This window comes from Paenibacillus sp. PSB04, from assembly GCF_025809195.1.
Taxonomy (GTDB): domain Bacteria; phylum Bacillota; class Bacilli; order Paenibacillales; family Paenibacillaceae; genus Paenibacillus_AQ; species Paenibacillus_AQ favisporus.
This window is the reverse complement of the sequence record NZ_CP081301.1, coordinates 4,619,385-4,633,828: the sequence shown is the minus strand read 5'-3', so window position 1 is coordinate 4,633,828 and position 14,444 is coordinate 4,619,385. Positions and strand designations below refer to the sequence as shown.

General features: G+C 46.9%; 17 protein-coding genes. 6 read left to right on the top strand and 11 right to left on the bottom strand.

What is annotated here, in order from left to right; all coding sequences use genetic code 11:
* Positions 1 to 96: 96 nt before the first annotated feature.
* Positions 97 to 504, bottom strand: coding sequence for a hypothetical protein (locus tag K2F33_RS21460; protein ID WP_263878520.1), 408 nt, complete (start codon positions 502 to 504; stop codon positions 97 to 99).
* Between the two features lie 209 nt (positions 505 to 713).
* On the opposite strand from K2F33_RS21460, the gene K2F33_RS33720 reads away from it, so the two are divergent.
* From K2F33_RS33720 to K2F33_RS21450, 3 genes are read left to right on the top strand one after another with little or no spacing between them, the layout of a single operon-like run.
* Positions 714 to 1,220, top strand: a complete 507-nt coding sequence (locus tag K2F33_RS33720) for a CBO0543 family protein (protein ID WP_412973935.1) — start codon at positions 714 to 716, stop codon at positions 1,218 to 1,220.
* 22 nt (positions 1,221 to 1,242) lie between these two features.
* Positions 1,243 to 2,034, top strand: a complete 792-nt coding sequence (locus K2F33_RS21455; protein WP_263878519.1) for a hypothetical protein — start codon at positions 1,243 to 1,245, stop codon at positions 2,032 to 2,034.
* Between the two features lie 5 nt (positions 2,035 to 2,039).
* The gene (locus K2F33_RS21450; RefSeq protein WP_263878518.1) at positions 2,040 to 2,501 is read left to right on the top strand and encodes a hypothetical protein; all 462 of its coding nucleotides are present in this window, start codon (positions 2,040 to 2,042) and stop codon (positions 2,499 to 2,501) included.
* A gap of 50 nt (positions 2,502 to 2,551) precedes the next feature.
* On the opposite strand, the gene K2F33_RS21445 is transcribed toward K2F33_RS21450, so the two are convergent.
* Together K2F33_RS21445 and K2F33_RS21440 are read right to left on the bottom strand one after the other, a co-directional pair.
* Positions 2,552 to 3,739: a serine hydrolase domain-containing protein gene (locus K2F33_RS21445; protein WP_263878517.1), complete on the bottom strand. Its 1,188-nt coding sequence runs from the start codon at positions 3,737 to 3,739 to the stop codon at positions 2,552 to 2,554.
* Positions 3,740 to 4,069: 330 nt separating this feature from the next.
* Complete coding sequence (locus K2F33_RS21440; RefSeq protein ID WP_412974007.1) at positions 4,070 to 5,440, bottom strand: family 4 glycosyl hydrolase; 1,371 nt, start codon at positions 5,438 to 5,440, stop codon at positions 4,070 to 4,072.
* 188 nt (positions 5,441 to 5,628) lie between these two features.
* Here K2F33_RS21440 and K2F33_RS21435 point away from each other — a divergent pair, with 188 nt between their 5' ends.
* A complete protein-coding gene (locus tag K2F33_RS21435; RefSeq protein WP_263878515.1) occupies positions 5,629 to 6,471 on the top strand; it encodes an AraC family transcriptional regulator in 843 nt (280 codons plus the stop codon).
* A gap of 47 nt (positions 6,472 to 6,518) precedes the next feature.
* On the opposite strand, the gene K2F33_RS21430 is transcribed toward K2F33_RS21435, so the two are convergent.
* The 4 genes from K2F33_RS21430 to K2F33_RS21415 form a co-directional block, all read right to left on the bottom strand.
* Positions 6,519 to 6,956, bottom strand: a complete 438-nt coding sequence (locus K2F33_RS21430) for a VOC family protein (protein ID WP_163875551.1) — start codon at positions 6,954 to 6,956, stop codon at positions 6,519 to 6,521.
* Between the two features lie 146 nt (positions 6,957 to 7,102).
* Positions 7,103 to 7,708, bottom strand: coding sequence for a TetR/AcrR family transcriptional regulator (locus K2F33_RS21425; protein WP_263878514.1), 606 nt, complete (start codon positions 7,706 to 7,708; stop codon positions 7,103 to 7,105).
* A 397-nt stretch (positions 7,709 to 8,105) separates the two neighbouring features.
* Positions 8,106 to 8,546: an AAA family ATPase gene (locus K2F33_RS21420; protein WP_263878513.1), complete on the bottom strand. Its 441-nt coding sequence runs from the start codon at positions 8,544 to 8,546 to the stop codon at positions 8,106 to 8,108.
* Between the two features lie 93 nt (positions 8,547 to 8,639).
* The gene (locus tag K2F33_RS21415; RefSeq protein WP_263878512.1) at positions 8,640 to 9,299 is read right to left on the bottom strand and encodes an FMN-dependent NADH-azoreductase; all 660 of its coding nucleotides are present in this window, start codon (positions 9,297 to 9,299) and stop codon (positions 8,640 to 8,642) included.
* A gap of 171 nt (positions 9,300 to 9,470) precedes the next feature.
* Here K2F33_RS21415 and K2F33_RS21410 point away from each other — a divergent pair, with 171 nt between their 5' ends.
* A complete protein-coding gene (locus tag K2F33_RS21410; protein WP_263878511.1) occupies positions 9,471 to 9,986 on the top strand; it encodes an RrF2 family transcriptional regulator in 516 nt (171 codons plus the stop codon).
* Positions 9,987 to 10,093: 107 nt separating this feature from the next.
* On the opposite strand, the gene K2F33_RS21405 is transcribed toward K2F33_RS21410, so the two are convergent.
* From K2F33_RS21405 to K2F33_RS21395, 3 genes are all read right to left on the bottom strand, one after another.
* Positions 10,094 to 10,465 (bottom strand): iron chaperone, encoded by a 372-nt coding sequence (locus K2F33_RS21405; RefSeq protein ID WP_263878510.1) that lies wholly within the window; start codon positions 10,463 to 10,465, stop codon positions 10,094 to 10,096.
* A 20-nt stretch (positions 10,466 to 10,485) separates the two neighbouring features.
* On the bottom strand, positions 10,486 to 10,794 hold the full coding sequence (locus K2F33_RS21400; RefSeq protein ID WP_145132786.1) for a hypothetical protein: 309 nt from the start codon (positions 10,792 to 10,794) through the stop codon (positions 10,486 to 10,488).
* A gap of 99 nt (positions 10,795 to 10,893) precedes the next feature.
* Positions 10,894 to 11,748, bottom strand: a complete 855-nt coding sequence (locus K2F33_RS21395) for a helix-turn-helix domain-containing protein (RefSeq protein ID WP_263878508.1) — start codon at positions 11,746 to 11,748, stop codon at positions 10,894 to 10,896.
* 107 nt (positions 11,749 to 11,855) lie between these two features.
* Between K2F33_RS21395 and K2F33_RS21390 the strand changes: the two genes are divergently transcribed.
* Positions 11,856 to 13,016 (top strand): epoxide hydrolase family protein, encoded by a 1,161-nt coding sequence (locus K2F33_RS21390; RefSeq protein WP_263878507.1) that lies wholly within the window; start codon positions 11,856 to 11,858, stop codon positions 13,014 to 13,016.
* 154 nt (positions 13,017 to 13,170) lie between these two features.
* Here the strand turns inward: K2F33_RS21390 and K2F33_RS21385 are convergent, their stop codons facing one another.
* Positions 13,171 to 14,142: an alpha/beta hydrolase gene (locus K2F33_RS21385; protein WP_263878505.1), complete on the bottom strand. Its 972-nt coding sequence runs from the start codon at positions 14,140 to 14,142 to the stop codon at positions 13,171 to 13,173.
* Between the last annotated feature and the right edge of the window lie 302 nt (positions 14,143 to 14,444).

Here is a 14,444-nt window from a genome sequence, read left to right as displayed (position 1 = left end):
GCATTTCATCTTACAATTTAATAGAAACATCTAAACTCAAAAAAACCTTCAATCCATGCCACCACGGATTGAAGGTTTTTCGCTTTGGTGCGGTTCTTACTCCTCTTCGCTTTCGCAAATCACTTCAGTAAATATATTCAATGGGAAAATGGTAGGCACTCTTCGGCCCGGGGTCTGGACAAACTCGACAAATCCCCGGCCCACGCGGATTAAAATCCCGCTCAGTTCGCCGATATCTTCTGCGGTGGCCGTCAAGTCAAAGGGTTTCGTCCGTACAACCCTTTCGTTCGTGACGATATAGAAGGAGGTTTGGATTTCAACTACAGTCTTGCCAACTGTAAACGAGGACTTGGTCACATTGGAGAGCTTGCCTGTCGTTTTGGTTAATCTCGGAAACCCGGGCTGGAACACCGTAACCGTTCGTCCCACAAGCGCCTGCAAGCGCTGCACCAATGTAATATTCTGTGGAGCGGGACAGCCATGAATATTGTTGTTCCCCATCATATCTCCTCCTTAATCATCATAAGTTGACTCTATTAATGTATGCTGTCCCTATGGTAATGCTTGGGTAGAAACACGCCCCGGCCAAAAGTATGATTTTTTTGGGAGACTAGTAATGTTCAACAAAAATCCGATAAGTCCTTGCCACCATCGCCGAAGGCTTTTTACTGTCTTCAGTGAAGGGGGTTTATAATCATCTGAATCATCCCATAATGCTAATCAGGCACAGAACTGCGCCGGATCAAAATGGGAAGTGGTCAATAAGCATGGTCTATATATTTGTATTTTTTTTATTTCTGAACATTGTGTCTTTATTTGTCCCCAAAAATTTAAGCAGGATTGAGGTTTATGCGACTTCTTTTTTTGCCTACGCATTCGGTCTTACCACGGATGTGGTGTTTGACCTGCATTATGATCTCTATGGCTATCTATCCCCTGGATTCCAGTGGTTATCTATGTTGGCAATTATCATGTATTTCCCGTCCGTCAGCTTTCTGTTCTTGAATTTTTTCCCTTTCCATAAGAGAAACTGGTCCAAAATCATATATATTTTAGCGTGGTCCGCATTTTCGATCAGCTTTGAATGGCTGACCTTGCAGACTGACTTTTTTTATTACAACGGTTGGAAGCTGTGGTATTCAGCTGTATTGTATCCCTTTATATTCTTAATTCTGGTGTGTAATCTGAAACTCGTGAGAAGGCAAACAGCCAATCGTTAAGTGTATTTATGGAGGAAAGTTCGTGGATAATTACAGGAATGTCGAAAACAAATTCCGCCGCTACAAGGCCCATATTTCCATAGCCGGCACCACCCAGTTTCATATCCGCAATCCGTATGTCATTGCTTGGTGGTCTGCGGCATTTCCGGGTTTTGGGCACCTCCTGTTAAGCAAATATTTGCGTGGGCTCACCTTGTTTATATGGGAAGTGATTGTCAATTACAACGCAAAGATTAATCTGGCGATGGTGCATTCGTTTTGCGGGAATATTGAGGTAGCGAAAGAGGTGCTGGATTCAAGGTGGATGCTCATGTATATTCCGGTTTATCTGTTTGGCATTTGGGACAGTTACCGGACATCGGTCGATATGAACAAAGTTTATTTGCTCGCTGAAAAAGAAAATGCGCCATTTAACTCTTTTACCATCGGAGCGATGGAAATTAATTATTTGGATAAACGGCAACCCGTCATGTCGGTCATCTGGTCCTTATTTATGCCAGGGCTTGGACAGCTGCACATTCACCGCATCGTCACCGCGTTTTTCTCACTTGCTTGGACGATCGCATTTTTATATTTCTCCAAGCTGCTTCTTTCCGTCCATTACCTGTTCCTTGGTCAATTAACGGAGTCAACGGCCGTGCTTGATAAACAATGGCTGCTGTTTATGCCCTCCATGTGGGGATTCGCAGCGTACGATTCGTATGCAAACACCGTGGAAAACAACAAGCTGTTTAACAACGAGCAGAAGAGCTTCCTGATCAAGCATTACCAAAGCCCTTCGTTTCAAGTAAAAAAGGGAAAGGTAGTGAAATAAACCGGATGGTACAAATATTTTCAACGTTTGAGCATTCCACCAATTTGGAATTAGCGATCACGGTTCTGGAGAAAAACGGAATCAACAAAGAGAACATTTTCGCTGTACCTTTAACGAACCGCAAAACAGAGCGGCGATTGTTTGACAGCATTCACAACGCAGACGGCATTTCATTGGTCAGCACAGGAGCTGCGCTTGGAACGGCGTTTGCCGTCATTGGTGCCAGTGTCGGTTTTAAGCTGGCTTGGGGGCCGATCTACTGCGGCTTGATTGGCACGTCAGCTGGTTTTATCCTTGGGATTTGCATCGACTTGTTCTACTACAAAGTCATTAAAAAGCAGCGGCGTCTGTTACGGGGCAAAAATTCGGAAGTGATCCTCTTGATTGAATGCGAGGAGGAGCAGGCGGACACGGTGGAAGATATTTTATGGCATCATTATGCATTTGGAACAGCAAGAGTCGTTTAAGAAAACATAAAAAGCCGCAACCATGCGGCTTTTTTCGCCTCACAAATCCTCTAAACGGCGGCTTTGTTATTGGGTTGGCGGCATCCTGCATCCCAAATGCTCGCATAGGCATAGTTCCGTATCGTACCGTGCCAGCGATACCACTCCGAACCATGTTCCTGCTGCGCATAGAACAGGGTGACTTCCGATTCAGGGTCCATGACAACGTAACAGCCTCTAGCGCCATCCCAGCCAAATTCCCCATGTTGGCTAAGTGCATTGTTATCCTCAGGATTCACTAAGGTTCTTACGCCTAAGCCATAGCTATAGCCCAGTTTGCTTCCCCCGCCGAATTTGGCAAAATCCTGCTGCGCAGTAGGCGACAGGCGGTTGCTTCGCATAGCATCCACTGTGTCCGGTTTAAGGATGCGCACGCCATTCGGTGCCAATCCGTAGTTGCATAATGCCTCTGCAAATATAATATAGTCTGACACTGTCGAATATAATCCGCCGCCGCCGCTTTCATAAGCTGGACCTGGCTTAAGCTTAAAGGTTTCTCCAACGCTTTCTGCCGTGTGCGTCTTACCATTAAATCGATTGTACAGCTTGCAAAAGCGGCTCTCATCCTTTAGCTGGAATGAGGTATCTTTCATCCCTAGCGGATCGAAAATATTCTCCTGTACATATTGTCCAAAGCTTCGCCCTGTTATGACCTCGAGCAATGCACCCAGCACATCGTGGCACGCCGTATATTTAAAATGCGAGCCCGGTTCAAAGGCTAACGGCTCCTGCGCCACTGTCTTGATCACAGCAAGTGTCCGGCCCTCACTGCTGCTCTCGGCTACAGCCTTATGAACTGCATCCGTATGAATCGTTTCGATTCCTGCTGTCATTGTAAACAAATGCTCGATGGTAATTGGATTTTGTGAAGGAAGCAGGTCGACTGTTCCATCTGGCAGCGAATGACGAACAAGCATGTGCTTAAACTCTGGGATGTACTCATACAAAGGATCCGTGAGCTTATATTTTCCTCGCTCTAGCAGCTGCAGCAGTGCTGTACAGGTCACGACCTTTGTTGCAGAATACAATTTGAAAATGCTGTCCCTTCTAAATGGAACCTGATTCTCTACATCTGAAAATCCGGTATAATGTTCGTAAACAGGCTGGTGTTTGTGATACATAGCGACACCTAAACCAGGAATGTTTTTTTCATTATAAAAAGTATCCAGATACGCAGTGAGCTTCGTAAAATTCATCATTTACCACCATCCCTTCTTCTTTATGTACCCCTCAATCATATTTTATCTGAATACATATCTTCTATATAATAAGGTGTTATTAAAGATTCATGTGTATAATTGGCGTGATGGTGATATACCCCAGACCGAAACGATAAATCCAGAACGATCGGAGGCTTGATTATCCAAAAACAACAAACGAGCTGCGCATAATGCGCCAGCTCGCTTGGTTGTTGTTGTATGGGCACCAAGGTTCAATCATGGAACTTTCTCAGCCTTATGCGCCCGGCTTTCTCCTACATATACTGACGCTCATGACGCCGAACCTGGTTTGGGTTTGGATTGTCAAGCTTAATACCAGGCATCAGGGACCATCTCCCGCTCAAGTGTCAGCAGTTCTTTGATGATCTGGTCTGCGTCGCTGATCGAGTTCACAAGCGGATCCGTCAGCATCGCTCTCCTCAACTTCTCGTAGCTCTGCTCCACGACGGCCTCTGCCGTAAGCTCATGCGTATCCAGCACAAGCTCCTGCATGCCCCGGATTCCCCGCGGCATCTCGCCTACGTGAACGGGCTTCGCCCCGTCCATGCTCACGTCGCACAGCAGTTCCAGGAACGAGTCGTCGCTCATATTTGTGACCGCGCCGCGATTCAGCGTATTGATGAAGAAACGTTTCCCCAAGTTGCCTACCATATTTTCGATAATGTCCGTTGCGTGATCCGGGCCGAAGGTGCTCATATAATCGGCAATCGGAACATTCCCCGTGAGGAAGTCATCGACCTGCCGCCACATCTCGTCGTGCCGCTGATACCGGTCCTCCGTCTCCCATATCGATAACGGCGGAATGGTGTCCTGCGTCTTGCCGTGACCTTGCCAATAACGGACGTATTCCTTGGTATGGGCCGTACACGTAGGGATATACCCGAAAATATCGTACAGCTCATATGTAATGGCGTCGTTATGAAGCGCCTTTGCCCCGCGGTCTCCCCCGTTGTTCTCCTCGCCAGCCGCTTTGCGCATCGCCTCCGCGATCGTGGGCATGACATCCTTGCCTTCGAACTCCGCTTTCAAAAGCCACGTGAAATGGTTGACGCCGGCGACGCGGAAGTCGAACTTCCTGTCGATCTCCTCGTTGAACCCGCTTCTGTCCCCGATAATTCCCCCCCGTACGGCATAATAGGCTTTTTTATGCGGCATATGGTGGCTGTCGCACAGCGCGAACGATTTCAGCTTCGGCGCATACCGGTGTAAAGCGATCCCGTTTACGGTAGACGGGTTAATATAGTTGATCACCCAGGCGTCGGGGCACAGCTCTTCAACATCTCTAGCACATTCCATAATGACCGGCAGCTCCCGCATCGCCCGAAATATACCGCCTGGACCGATCGTATCCCCGGAGCACATGCGAATGCCGTATTTTAATGACACTTGGCAGTCGATGCCCCGATATTTGACCGATTGCTCCGCAAAGCTGAGTACGACAAAGTCAGCCCCCGGAAGCACCTGTCTTCGGTCCGTCGAGCCCTCCACTTTCAAAGATACGTTGTTCTCCCGGGCCACCATCTCCGCCAGTTTGACCATTTTCGATAATCGTTCCTCGTCCGTATCCACCAAAGCAAGCGTTCCCTGATTCAAGTATGGTGAATGGACCATCTGCCAAATGGACTGACGACCGAAAAACAGGCTGCCTGCTCCAATGACGACGACCTTCGGCTGCTGCATGTTCACACCGTTCACAAATAACCCTCCTCGTATGATATAAATCCATTATAGGAGGATGGCCGGAAAACGGAATGTGAGATCGTTTCAAGTACATGTCAAAAAGTAATATCATTAACAACTCGCAAACCCTTTGTTATACTAAGTTTAAAATCTTAGATGTCATTCGGTAGAGGAGGCTATGCAACCCGATGAATGCCAACATGAGTATTCTCAACGAACTCTCGGAGTATGTCACGCTCGGCATAAGCTCTTATTTAGAACAAACTCACGATAAGAATTGGATCGAACACAAGTCTCATCCCGATTACGATCTATGGTTCATTCAATCGGGCTCCGTGAGGGTGACGATCGGCGGGTCCGAGCATACGGCGGGTCCGGGAGATGCGGTGTTTTTTTATCCCGATATGCCTTATATCGCTACGACGACCGAGGACGGCTGCCGATTCATTTACATTCATTTCAATTTCGGTATCGGCGAACAACAGCGAATACTAGGTGAGTTCGAACTCCCTGGAATCGTGCCCAGCGGCCTGATCCAGGAGGAAGCGGTATTGTTCACACAGGCCTATCGCCGGTTGAAACAGGTCAGCGGCACACCGGGGAACCAGCTTTACTTGAAAGCATGCCTCCTAGCGGTCATTGCAAAGATCCTTGAGCTTCACGGGCATGGCACCTACACCGGCACATTCCTCAAAGGAAAGAAACCGGGTAAAACCGAAGGAAGCCTAAGTGTGCTGCAGGACGTATTTCAATACGTGGATGCAAACCTGCACCGTTCCGTTCGGATGAATGAGCTCGCTGCGCTTGTCGGCGTATCCGAGAAGTATTTTATCTCCTATTTCAAGAAAAGCGTAGGCATTACGCCGGGACAATACATTTCCCAAATCAAAATGAACCGGGCACGAGACTATCTCTACGCCAAAAAATACACGATCCAACAGATCGCAGGCTTTCTCGGGTATCCTGATCCGTTTACCTTTTCAAAAGCCTTCAAAAAATATTACAACGTGCCGCCTTCGAAATTCGAATAACCCTGGTTGTCTGCGCATCCAACGTACGTCAGAGACGTGATCTCCCGTCATTTGACCTTCTCTGCCAATTCCAAAATGATTCCTTCCGGCCCACGAACATAACATAATTTGTAACTTTGTTCATATTGCTGGATCTCACTAAAGGTTTCCGTGCCCTTCTGTTTCAATGTGGATACGATGCCTTCAATGTCTTCAACCTCAATGGCCATATGCCGGATACCGAGCGTATAGGGATAAGACTGCTGAATTTCGGTATCATCTGACGGTTGATAATATTTGACCAGCTCGATCCATGCCTGGCTCCCTGGTGCCCCCAATGCTACGCAGGCTGTTTTTGCATCGCGGAGCCCTAGGACCCGATCCAACAGCTCGCCTTCCATCTCCCATTCCGCTCGCACCTCAAAGCCTATATCGAGAAAAAACGCTTTGGCGGCAGCGAGATCATTTACGTTTATACTTACATGATCTATTTTATTAACCTTCATCACGCACATCTCCTTCATCCGAGAAATAATGATGCAGATCGCTTTTGAATGACGCAATAAGCTCAAACCAATATTAACGTATATCAACTAAAGCGATTTCTTTTCAATTGCTAAGTTGAGTTTGGTGAAACCGTTCCTCTTCTTGTTTACTCATTCACCGCGTGCCCGCACAGCTCCTGAAGGTGGCGGGCGATGATCCGTTCAATGGTCTCCGGCGTGTAGATTTCCGGCCGAAGCAATGCGAGGACCGTCAAGCCTTCAATTACCGCGGCCAATCTCAAGGTTTCGAGTTCCATGTCGATGGATGAGGGAAGTAGCTCTGCCTTAGCCAGAAGATCAAGGACGGTTCTGCTCAGGTCATGAAGCCCGTCCGTGAGCTCATTCTTTTTATCTTGCAATGCCGGGCTCGTGAGGGAACGAATGGCAAATACCCACCAGACGCCGGCTGCCGTTCGTTTGTCCGAATCCATGGGAAGGAGTTCTAAAACCACTTCCAGTGCGGCTTTCATTGGAATACGGCTTATCTCTATTCCTTTTGCTCTGTCGGCTCCTCTCGTTAAATAATAATCCACGATAAATAGCAGCAGCTCGTCCTGCGTTGAAAAATAATGCCGTAAGGCACCAGGCGACACCCCTGCCGCAGCGGCAACGGCACGGATAGACGCATGCTCGATCCCCTTTGTTTCGATAATTTTCCATGCCGATTCGGCGATCAGTTTTCTTTTTTGGTCATGGTCCACAATTTTTGGCATGGTGAAAACGCCCCTTGATTTTATTTTAACACACTGTATTATTATAAATAGCACAGTGTGTTATTTCATTATTTTTCAGTTATACCGTGCCGTGATTACCAAGTCAAGGGAGCTGGACTTTTTATCAATGACAGAAGGGGGAATTCTGTGCAGGAGCAATCGAATGGATTTCGTGTGCAACTGATCTGTTATGGGTGCAAAAGGGCATTTATCGCCTTCGAGGGCACTTCAGCTTACGACCGCGCGAAACGAAACAGAAATGGAATGTATTACTGCGAGGATTGCAAAAACAGGATCGAGCTTGAAGCAAGGCTGCAGCTGGGAAGACGACTGTTGACCGGAAGGGATTAGCAAAAAAACGTGCGCCTGACGGCGCACGGTAAGATTGCGTTATCCTTCATAAAGGTAATTTTTGAATCTCAAACGCATCGTTTAGTGACTTGACTATATACAGCTCATTAAAACCCTCACTATAAGACGGCCGTTGCAGTTTCTTCAAAGTGCTAATCATTCCAATCTCAGGAACCTTTTCTTTCCCTTCCCTCTTGTTGTTACGCTCTTGGGATAATTCATAGTCAGGTTCGAAATAATAACCTATTACCTTATAATGATGCCTTTTTACTATATCGATATATTTTTTTCGATCCTCCACGGTAGGATTCGTATTGTCTACCACAAAGGATTGCATCGTTCGGACGGATGCTTCCAGAAAAACATTCTCCCGGTGTCTTGTTCTCAACATATCAAGATTAATCCTCATATGAGTTGCAAAGAACCTTTCCTTGTAAAATGTTGATTTTCCGGAAGCTTGTATCCCAGTGAAAATGACGCATTCCATGACGGTTTTCCTTCCTGGCCTAAAGATGGCGGGGCGTTTCAGATCCGCTTTGATCTTTATCGTATCCCCCAGCACGATCTTTAATACGAGCCCTTATCTCGTCATGCTGCCAGACATGCGATGTGCGAAACGTTCGGCCGCCTGAAGGGCCTCCTGCTTAGCCCGCTCCAATACGTTCTCTTTCGGTAAAACAGCGTTTCCCTGGGCGCGAATGATCTCGTAGCTGTCAAATCCCATAAAGGTAAACATCGATCGCAGATATTGATGGGAATACTCCACTTCTGTGTACCAGTCGTTATTGGTGTATATCGATCCGCTTCCCTGAATAACGAGTACGCTCCGTCCGTCTTTGAGCAAGCCTACGGATCCCGAATGGGTAAACGCGTACGTTTCCCGCGGAATGAGAATGGCGTCCATGTAGTCTTTAAGTTTGGACGGGATATTGAAATTATGCATCGGCATCGCAATGACGATGTTCTTCGCATCTTTGAACTGCCGCAGCAGTTCGTTCGTCCGGTCCGTAACTGCCTGCTCCTCCGGTGTGAGCAATTGTCCTGCAGCGGACTTGCTGCGGGCCGCTAGAGCAACGTGATCCAGCAGAGGTATCTCGTCACGATAAAGATTGAGTTGTTCGACCTCACCATCCGGGACAAGCTCTCTGTAACGCTGTAAAAAAGACTCGAGCACGTTTAAAGTCACCGAGGTGGTGGATTCTACGTCCGGATGTGCATTTAGAACCAGCATTTTATTCATGATGCATCCTCTCCTACTCATCTATAATTGTCGATAACATTAATCGTCGATTGGATCTGTCGACATTATAACTTGCAATCATTCCGTTTGTCAATCGCGTTACGTTTGACATCAAAAATGTTTGCTTTTAACATTATGGTTAGTGAATTTGTCGGGAGGCAGGTGGCTTGCATGCAGTATAGTATCGGGGTCGAATATGCTTTGCATTGCCTCGTATATTTGATTGATCTCCCGGTGGACAGTCCGATCGGGATCAAAGAACTTTCCGCCTACCAAGGTTTGTCGGAGACGTATCTGTCCAAAATTTTCGGGAAGCTGTCCAAAGCGGGTATTGTGGATTCGGTACCAGGGGTCAAGGGCGGCTACAAGCTGGCCAAATCCCCGGATGCGATAACTTTCTGGGACGTCGTCACGGCCGTCGAAGGAGATCAGCCCATTTTTCAATGCCAGAACATTAAAGATAAAAATTATTTCTACCGGAGCAAGGAGAACAACGATGCGTGCGCTTCCTGTACGCCTTCGGATTGCCTGATCAACATGGTCATGCTGGATGCGGAGGAGAAAATGCGGGATTCTTTGCGAAGCCGGACACTGCAATGGATGAACGAGGAACTGGAGCGCACCTTGCCCAAGGAAACCCGGGAAGATGCGCGTGCCTATTTTAAGAAGAACATCAAGGCTAAGTAGGACAGGTTTTTGCAATTGGATATAAAATACAAAAAAAGCCGCGCAGCTGCGGCTTTTTTATCTAATGTGTATTCTCGAAATCTAGTGATTTGCACTTTATGAATAAGCTATGCCCGCCAAAACGTTGTGCAGTCTGCTTTATCCATAATGTTAAATTTGATCATTTTCTCAAGTAAGGAGTAATCAACAGGACGATCCCAGCGGATCCGCACCAACTCCTTGGTGTGATCATAGCCAGATTGTACTATTTCATCGGAAAAACGAATAATTCCCGCCCTTTCAGGAGCAACAGCAAGATGATGCTTGGCAACGCTGAAACCGATGATAAATGTACCATGATCGGTAAACATAGGCTGATTCCATGCAATCTTTGGCGTTAAATTCGGGAATGTTTTCGTGATCCAGCCCAGTATTTCTTCCAATCGGGCACGATGCTCGAGGTTATCGATCCGTGTTAAGTATTCTTCAAAAACTTCCATGGTCTCCCCTCCTATGTCCATTACCCTTCCACGATGTCCGCCCGCAAATCTCCAGCAATTTCGATCATAAGGGGTACGACGTCTTGATGTGAGACAGCTGCATACAACTCCCCCATATAGTGCCTAAAAGGAATGAGGGCGTCTCCATGCCGCCACATAAAGAAATCCCCTTCGATCGACATGGTACTTTCTTCCCCTTGTACAGTCAGCACCGTTTGGTAAGTAAAATCAGCCTTGGTTGAAAAATAAGCTTTGCATTCTTCCAATGAAATGTCTTGATCACCGGAGTCCGGCTGCATCGATCTCGTAATTCGAAAGCGTTGATTCATAAATATCCTCCACAATAAATGACTTTCTACTTCATATCCTCCACTACCTTAATCGTTAAGCGGATCACTGTCAATGGAGGCTCAAAGGCTCTCCGTCTTTTATTGAACCGTGGAGAACTGGCGGGAGATGTTCCTGTATTTTGTAGGTGAAATGCCTTTTTTAGCCGTAAATTGCTTGATCAAGTGAGTGTCATACTCAAATCCGGCAGCGTGAGCAATTTCATCAAGCTTCATCCCGGTGTGCGTTAAAAGTTCACTTGCAACTTTTAAACGGTATGACAGCAAGTAACCCATGGCTGTAAGACCGCATCTTTCCTGAAACAGCTTATTCAGCGTCACTCGGTTTAAATGAGCGCAGCTCGTCAGATCTTCCAAAGAAATTTTTCTGGAATAGTTCGTGTGAATATACTCTAGCACCAAATCGACAGGGGAATGTTCGCCATTCCGGTTTAAATCCTCGAGCAAACCTAAAATCTGGATGAGGTATTTCTTTATTCTGCACACCCAGCGGGCATCACTTTGCGCCTGCACTTCCATGCCGAGTATAAAAAACCATTCAAATAATAGCGGAAATGCTTTCTCGGTGATACGGGGTACAGCTGTATATGGATCCTCCCTGTGAAAAAGGGAACGGCCTGCTTGTATTCTCGGACTCGTCGGGAAATAGCCCCGCGTTTCGGAGAGAGTGATCGTGTTAAGAAATTCGGGATGAAAACGAAAGGATTGTGCAGCAACGTTTTGTTTTTCTATCACTTCCATCTCATCATCCTCGGCCAAGCAAAGGATACCAGGAGCTGCGATCGATATCGGCCGTTCATTTAACGTCCCGCTCATCCTTCCTGATGTGAAGAGAATGAGCGTATAACGCTCAGGATAAGGAAGCATGCTGAGATCCTCCACGGCGGCAAACTCAATATTCACGGTACGGTGTTTGTGTCGGTCTATTTGCGGCATAGCCATCACCTATCAAATTTTATAGTTAGATGCTTCGTTTATGCCAGTGTACCATACCAGCACAAAGGATATAATGGCGATGCAACGACAAAAGGAGGGAAAGCAAGATGACGATTGAGCGTTTTCACATTCATGTCGCAGACGAAATTTTGGACGATCTAAAATACAGACTGGATCATATTCGCTGGCCGGAACAAGTAGATAACGATGGATGGGAACGAGGCACGGAATTAAGTTACTTAAAGTCTCTCGTGTCGTACTGGAAGGACCATTATGATTGGCGAGCCAAGGAATCCGAGTTGAACCGCTTTTCCCAGTATTGCTGCCATATTGACGGGATCGATGTGCACTTTGTACATGAGCGTGGTAAAGGATCTAACCCTCTGCCCATCATTCTTACCCACGGTTGGCCCGACAGTTACCTTCGTTATGAAAAAATCATTCCTCTGCTTACGGATCCAGCCAGCTACGGCGGAAACCCTGAAGACTCATTTGATGTGATTGTCCCGTCATTACCTGGTTTTGGGTTCTCAAGCCGCCCTGCACATTCCGGTGTCAACAATTTTCGTGTCTCGGAAATGTGGGCTAAGCTGATGACGCAGCACTTAGGCTACAGTAAATTTGCTGCCGCCGGCGGAGATATCGGCTCCGGTGTTACAAGGTACCTGGCAGCCAACCATCCGGAACTGTTATTCGGAATCCACTTGACCGATATCGGCATTATTAGAGATCTGATGACGGCAACGGATCAGGCAAAGCTGTCGGAAGAAGAACTGCGATATAAGAAAAACGCATCGGCATGGATTGCTGAAGAAGGTGGCTATATGTCCCTTCAATCGACCCGCCCCCAAACACTGGCGTATGGACTATCCGATTCACCGGTCGGCTTGGCAGGCTGGATCATTGAAAAATTCCGGGCATGGAGCGATTGTAACGGTAATCTTGAGCAAAAATTCAGTAAAGATGAACTGATCACGCATATGATGATTTATTGGGTGACAAACACGGCCATGTCGGCAGCGAACATCTATTATGAGAATTCTCATTCCTTGCCGCCATTGGGCTACATTGAGGTGCCGACAGGCATCGCGTTGTTCCCAGCAGATATATTGCTGCCGCCCAGAGAATGGGCTGTACGCAACCTAAATGTAACCCGCTGGACTACGCTGCCCCGTGGCGGACATTTTACCGCATTGGAAGAACCCGTGCTTTTGGCACAAGACATTCGTGCCTTCTACAAGCCGTTAAGAGGGAAAATAAATCATTGATATTCATGATGCCATGTCTTGATAACGGTGGCTGAAATTTGTACGGTACCTGCAGTTAGAATTGAGCATCCGATGTGTAAGCAACAAAAAAAGCAGCGGTTCAAAGTTTTGAACTGCTGCTTTTACTTTTAAGATCATACTCAAGAAAATAAAATCAAACCAGCTCCAGTGCTTTCAGCAAGGCGTATTCACTGGATTTGGCGCCTTCTTGCGAATAATGCGCATTCGGAAACGCTGGAGCCAAATGATGATATCCAGGATATACATGCAGCTCCACCAAAACACCGTCAAAGGCAAGCTGTTTGGCAAATAATATCGCTTCATCTATGAACAAATCAATGCTGCCTATGCTGATATACGTGGGCGGTAAACCAGCCAGCGATTTCGCACGCGCAGGCACGTAATACTCGCTGGTCCCCTCTTGACCGGGTTCGTGCCCTAGTACCGATTTCCATCCAAAATAATTGCTGCGATTTGTCCACACAAACTCGCCGGCATAGGGATGATCCGGCGAAATACTCGTACGGTCATCGAGCATCGGGCTGCGCAGCCTTAGATGATGAATATCGAATTCCTTCTGATCGCGAATGTATAGGGCTAGCCCTGCCGCAAGTCCGGCACCTGCGCTGCTCCCTCCAACCGCGACTTTCTGAATATCGATCCCTAATTCTTCGGCATGTTCAATGCACCATTTCAGGCCTGAATAACAGTCCTGCAACTGGCTTGGCTGAATATGTTCCGGCGCGAGACGGTAATCCACAGATACGCAGCAAAAACCATGCTGCGCAGCTAAGGCTGCATTCGCTGAGCGCTCGCCGACCGGACTGCCCATAACCATTCCGCCACCGTGAATCGAATAATATAACGGCATTTTATCGTATTTGGGTTCACGAGGTTTAATGATTTCTATGCTTATATCGGGTCCGCCAAAATAACTTGGCACCGCTCTTTCTTCCCATGTGACAGGAAACAACTGCGTTACATCCGTTTGCGGAATCATTTTTGATTGATTTTCCCGTGATTCTATTAGGGTTGCACCCGTCAGATCGCTTGTCGGAAATAAATCAAGTGCACTTATAATCTCCGGATCGACCAGATGCCTGCTTCTGCTTTTTTGTTCGTTCATCGTTACGTTTCCCCGCTTTCTTATAGAATCCTTCGAAGGATAATGTGGTCCAGCATTCCCCGTTGGGATCGATTTCATAAGTTGTGTATCTATCTTCCGCACCAGCGGATTGTTCCTCCGCCTATTCAAATTCTAAAAGAGCGCATTAAGCAATTCATATGTAAACAATGACTTAGAATCGTTTTCGACTTAAGAAAAACGTCTATCGACGTACCTTCAAAGAAGACAGACCGCGTCTAAAGGAAGTTTTTCTTGCGAGATCAGGAAACAGAAGCTCCGAAACTTATACTTTCTGATCTCTT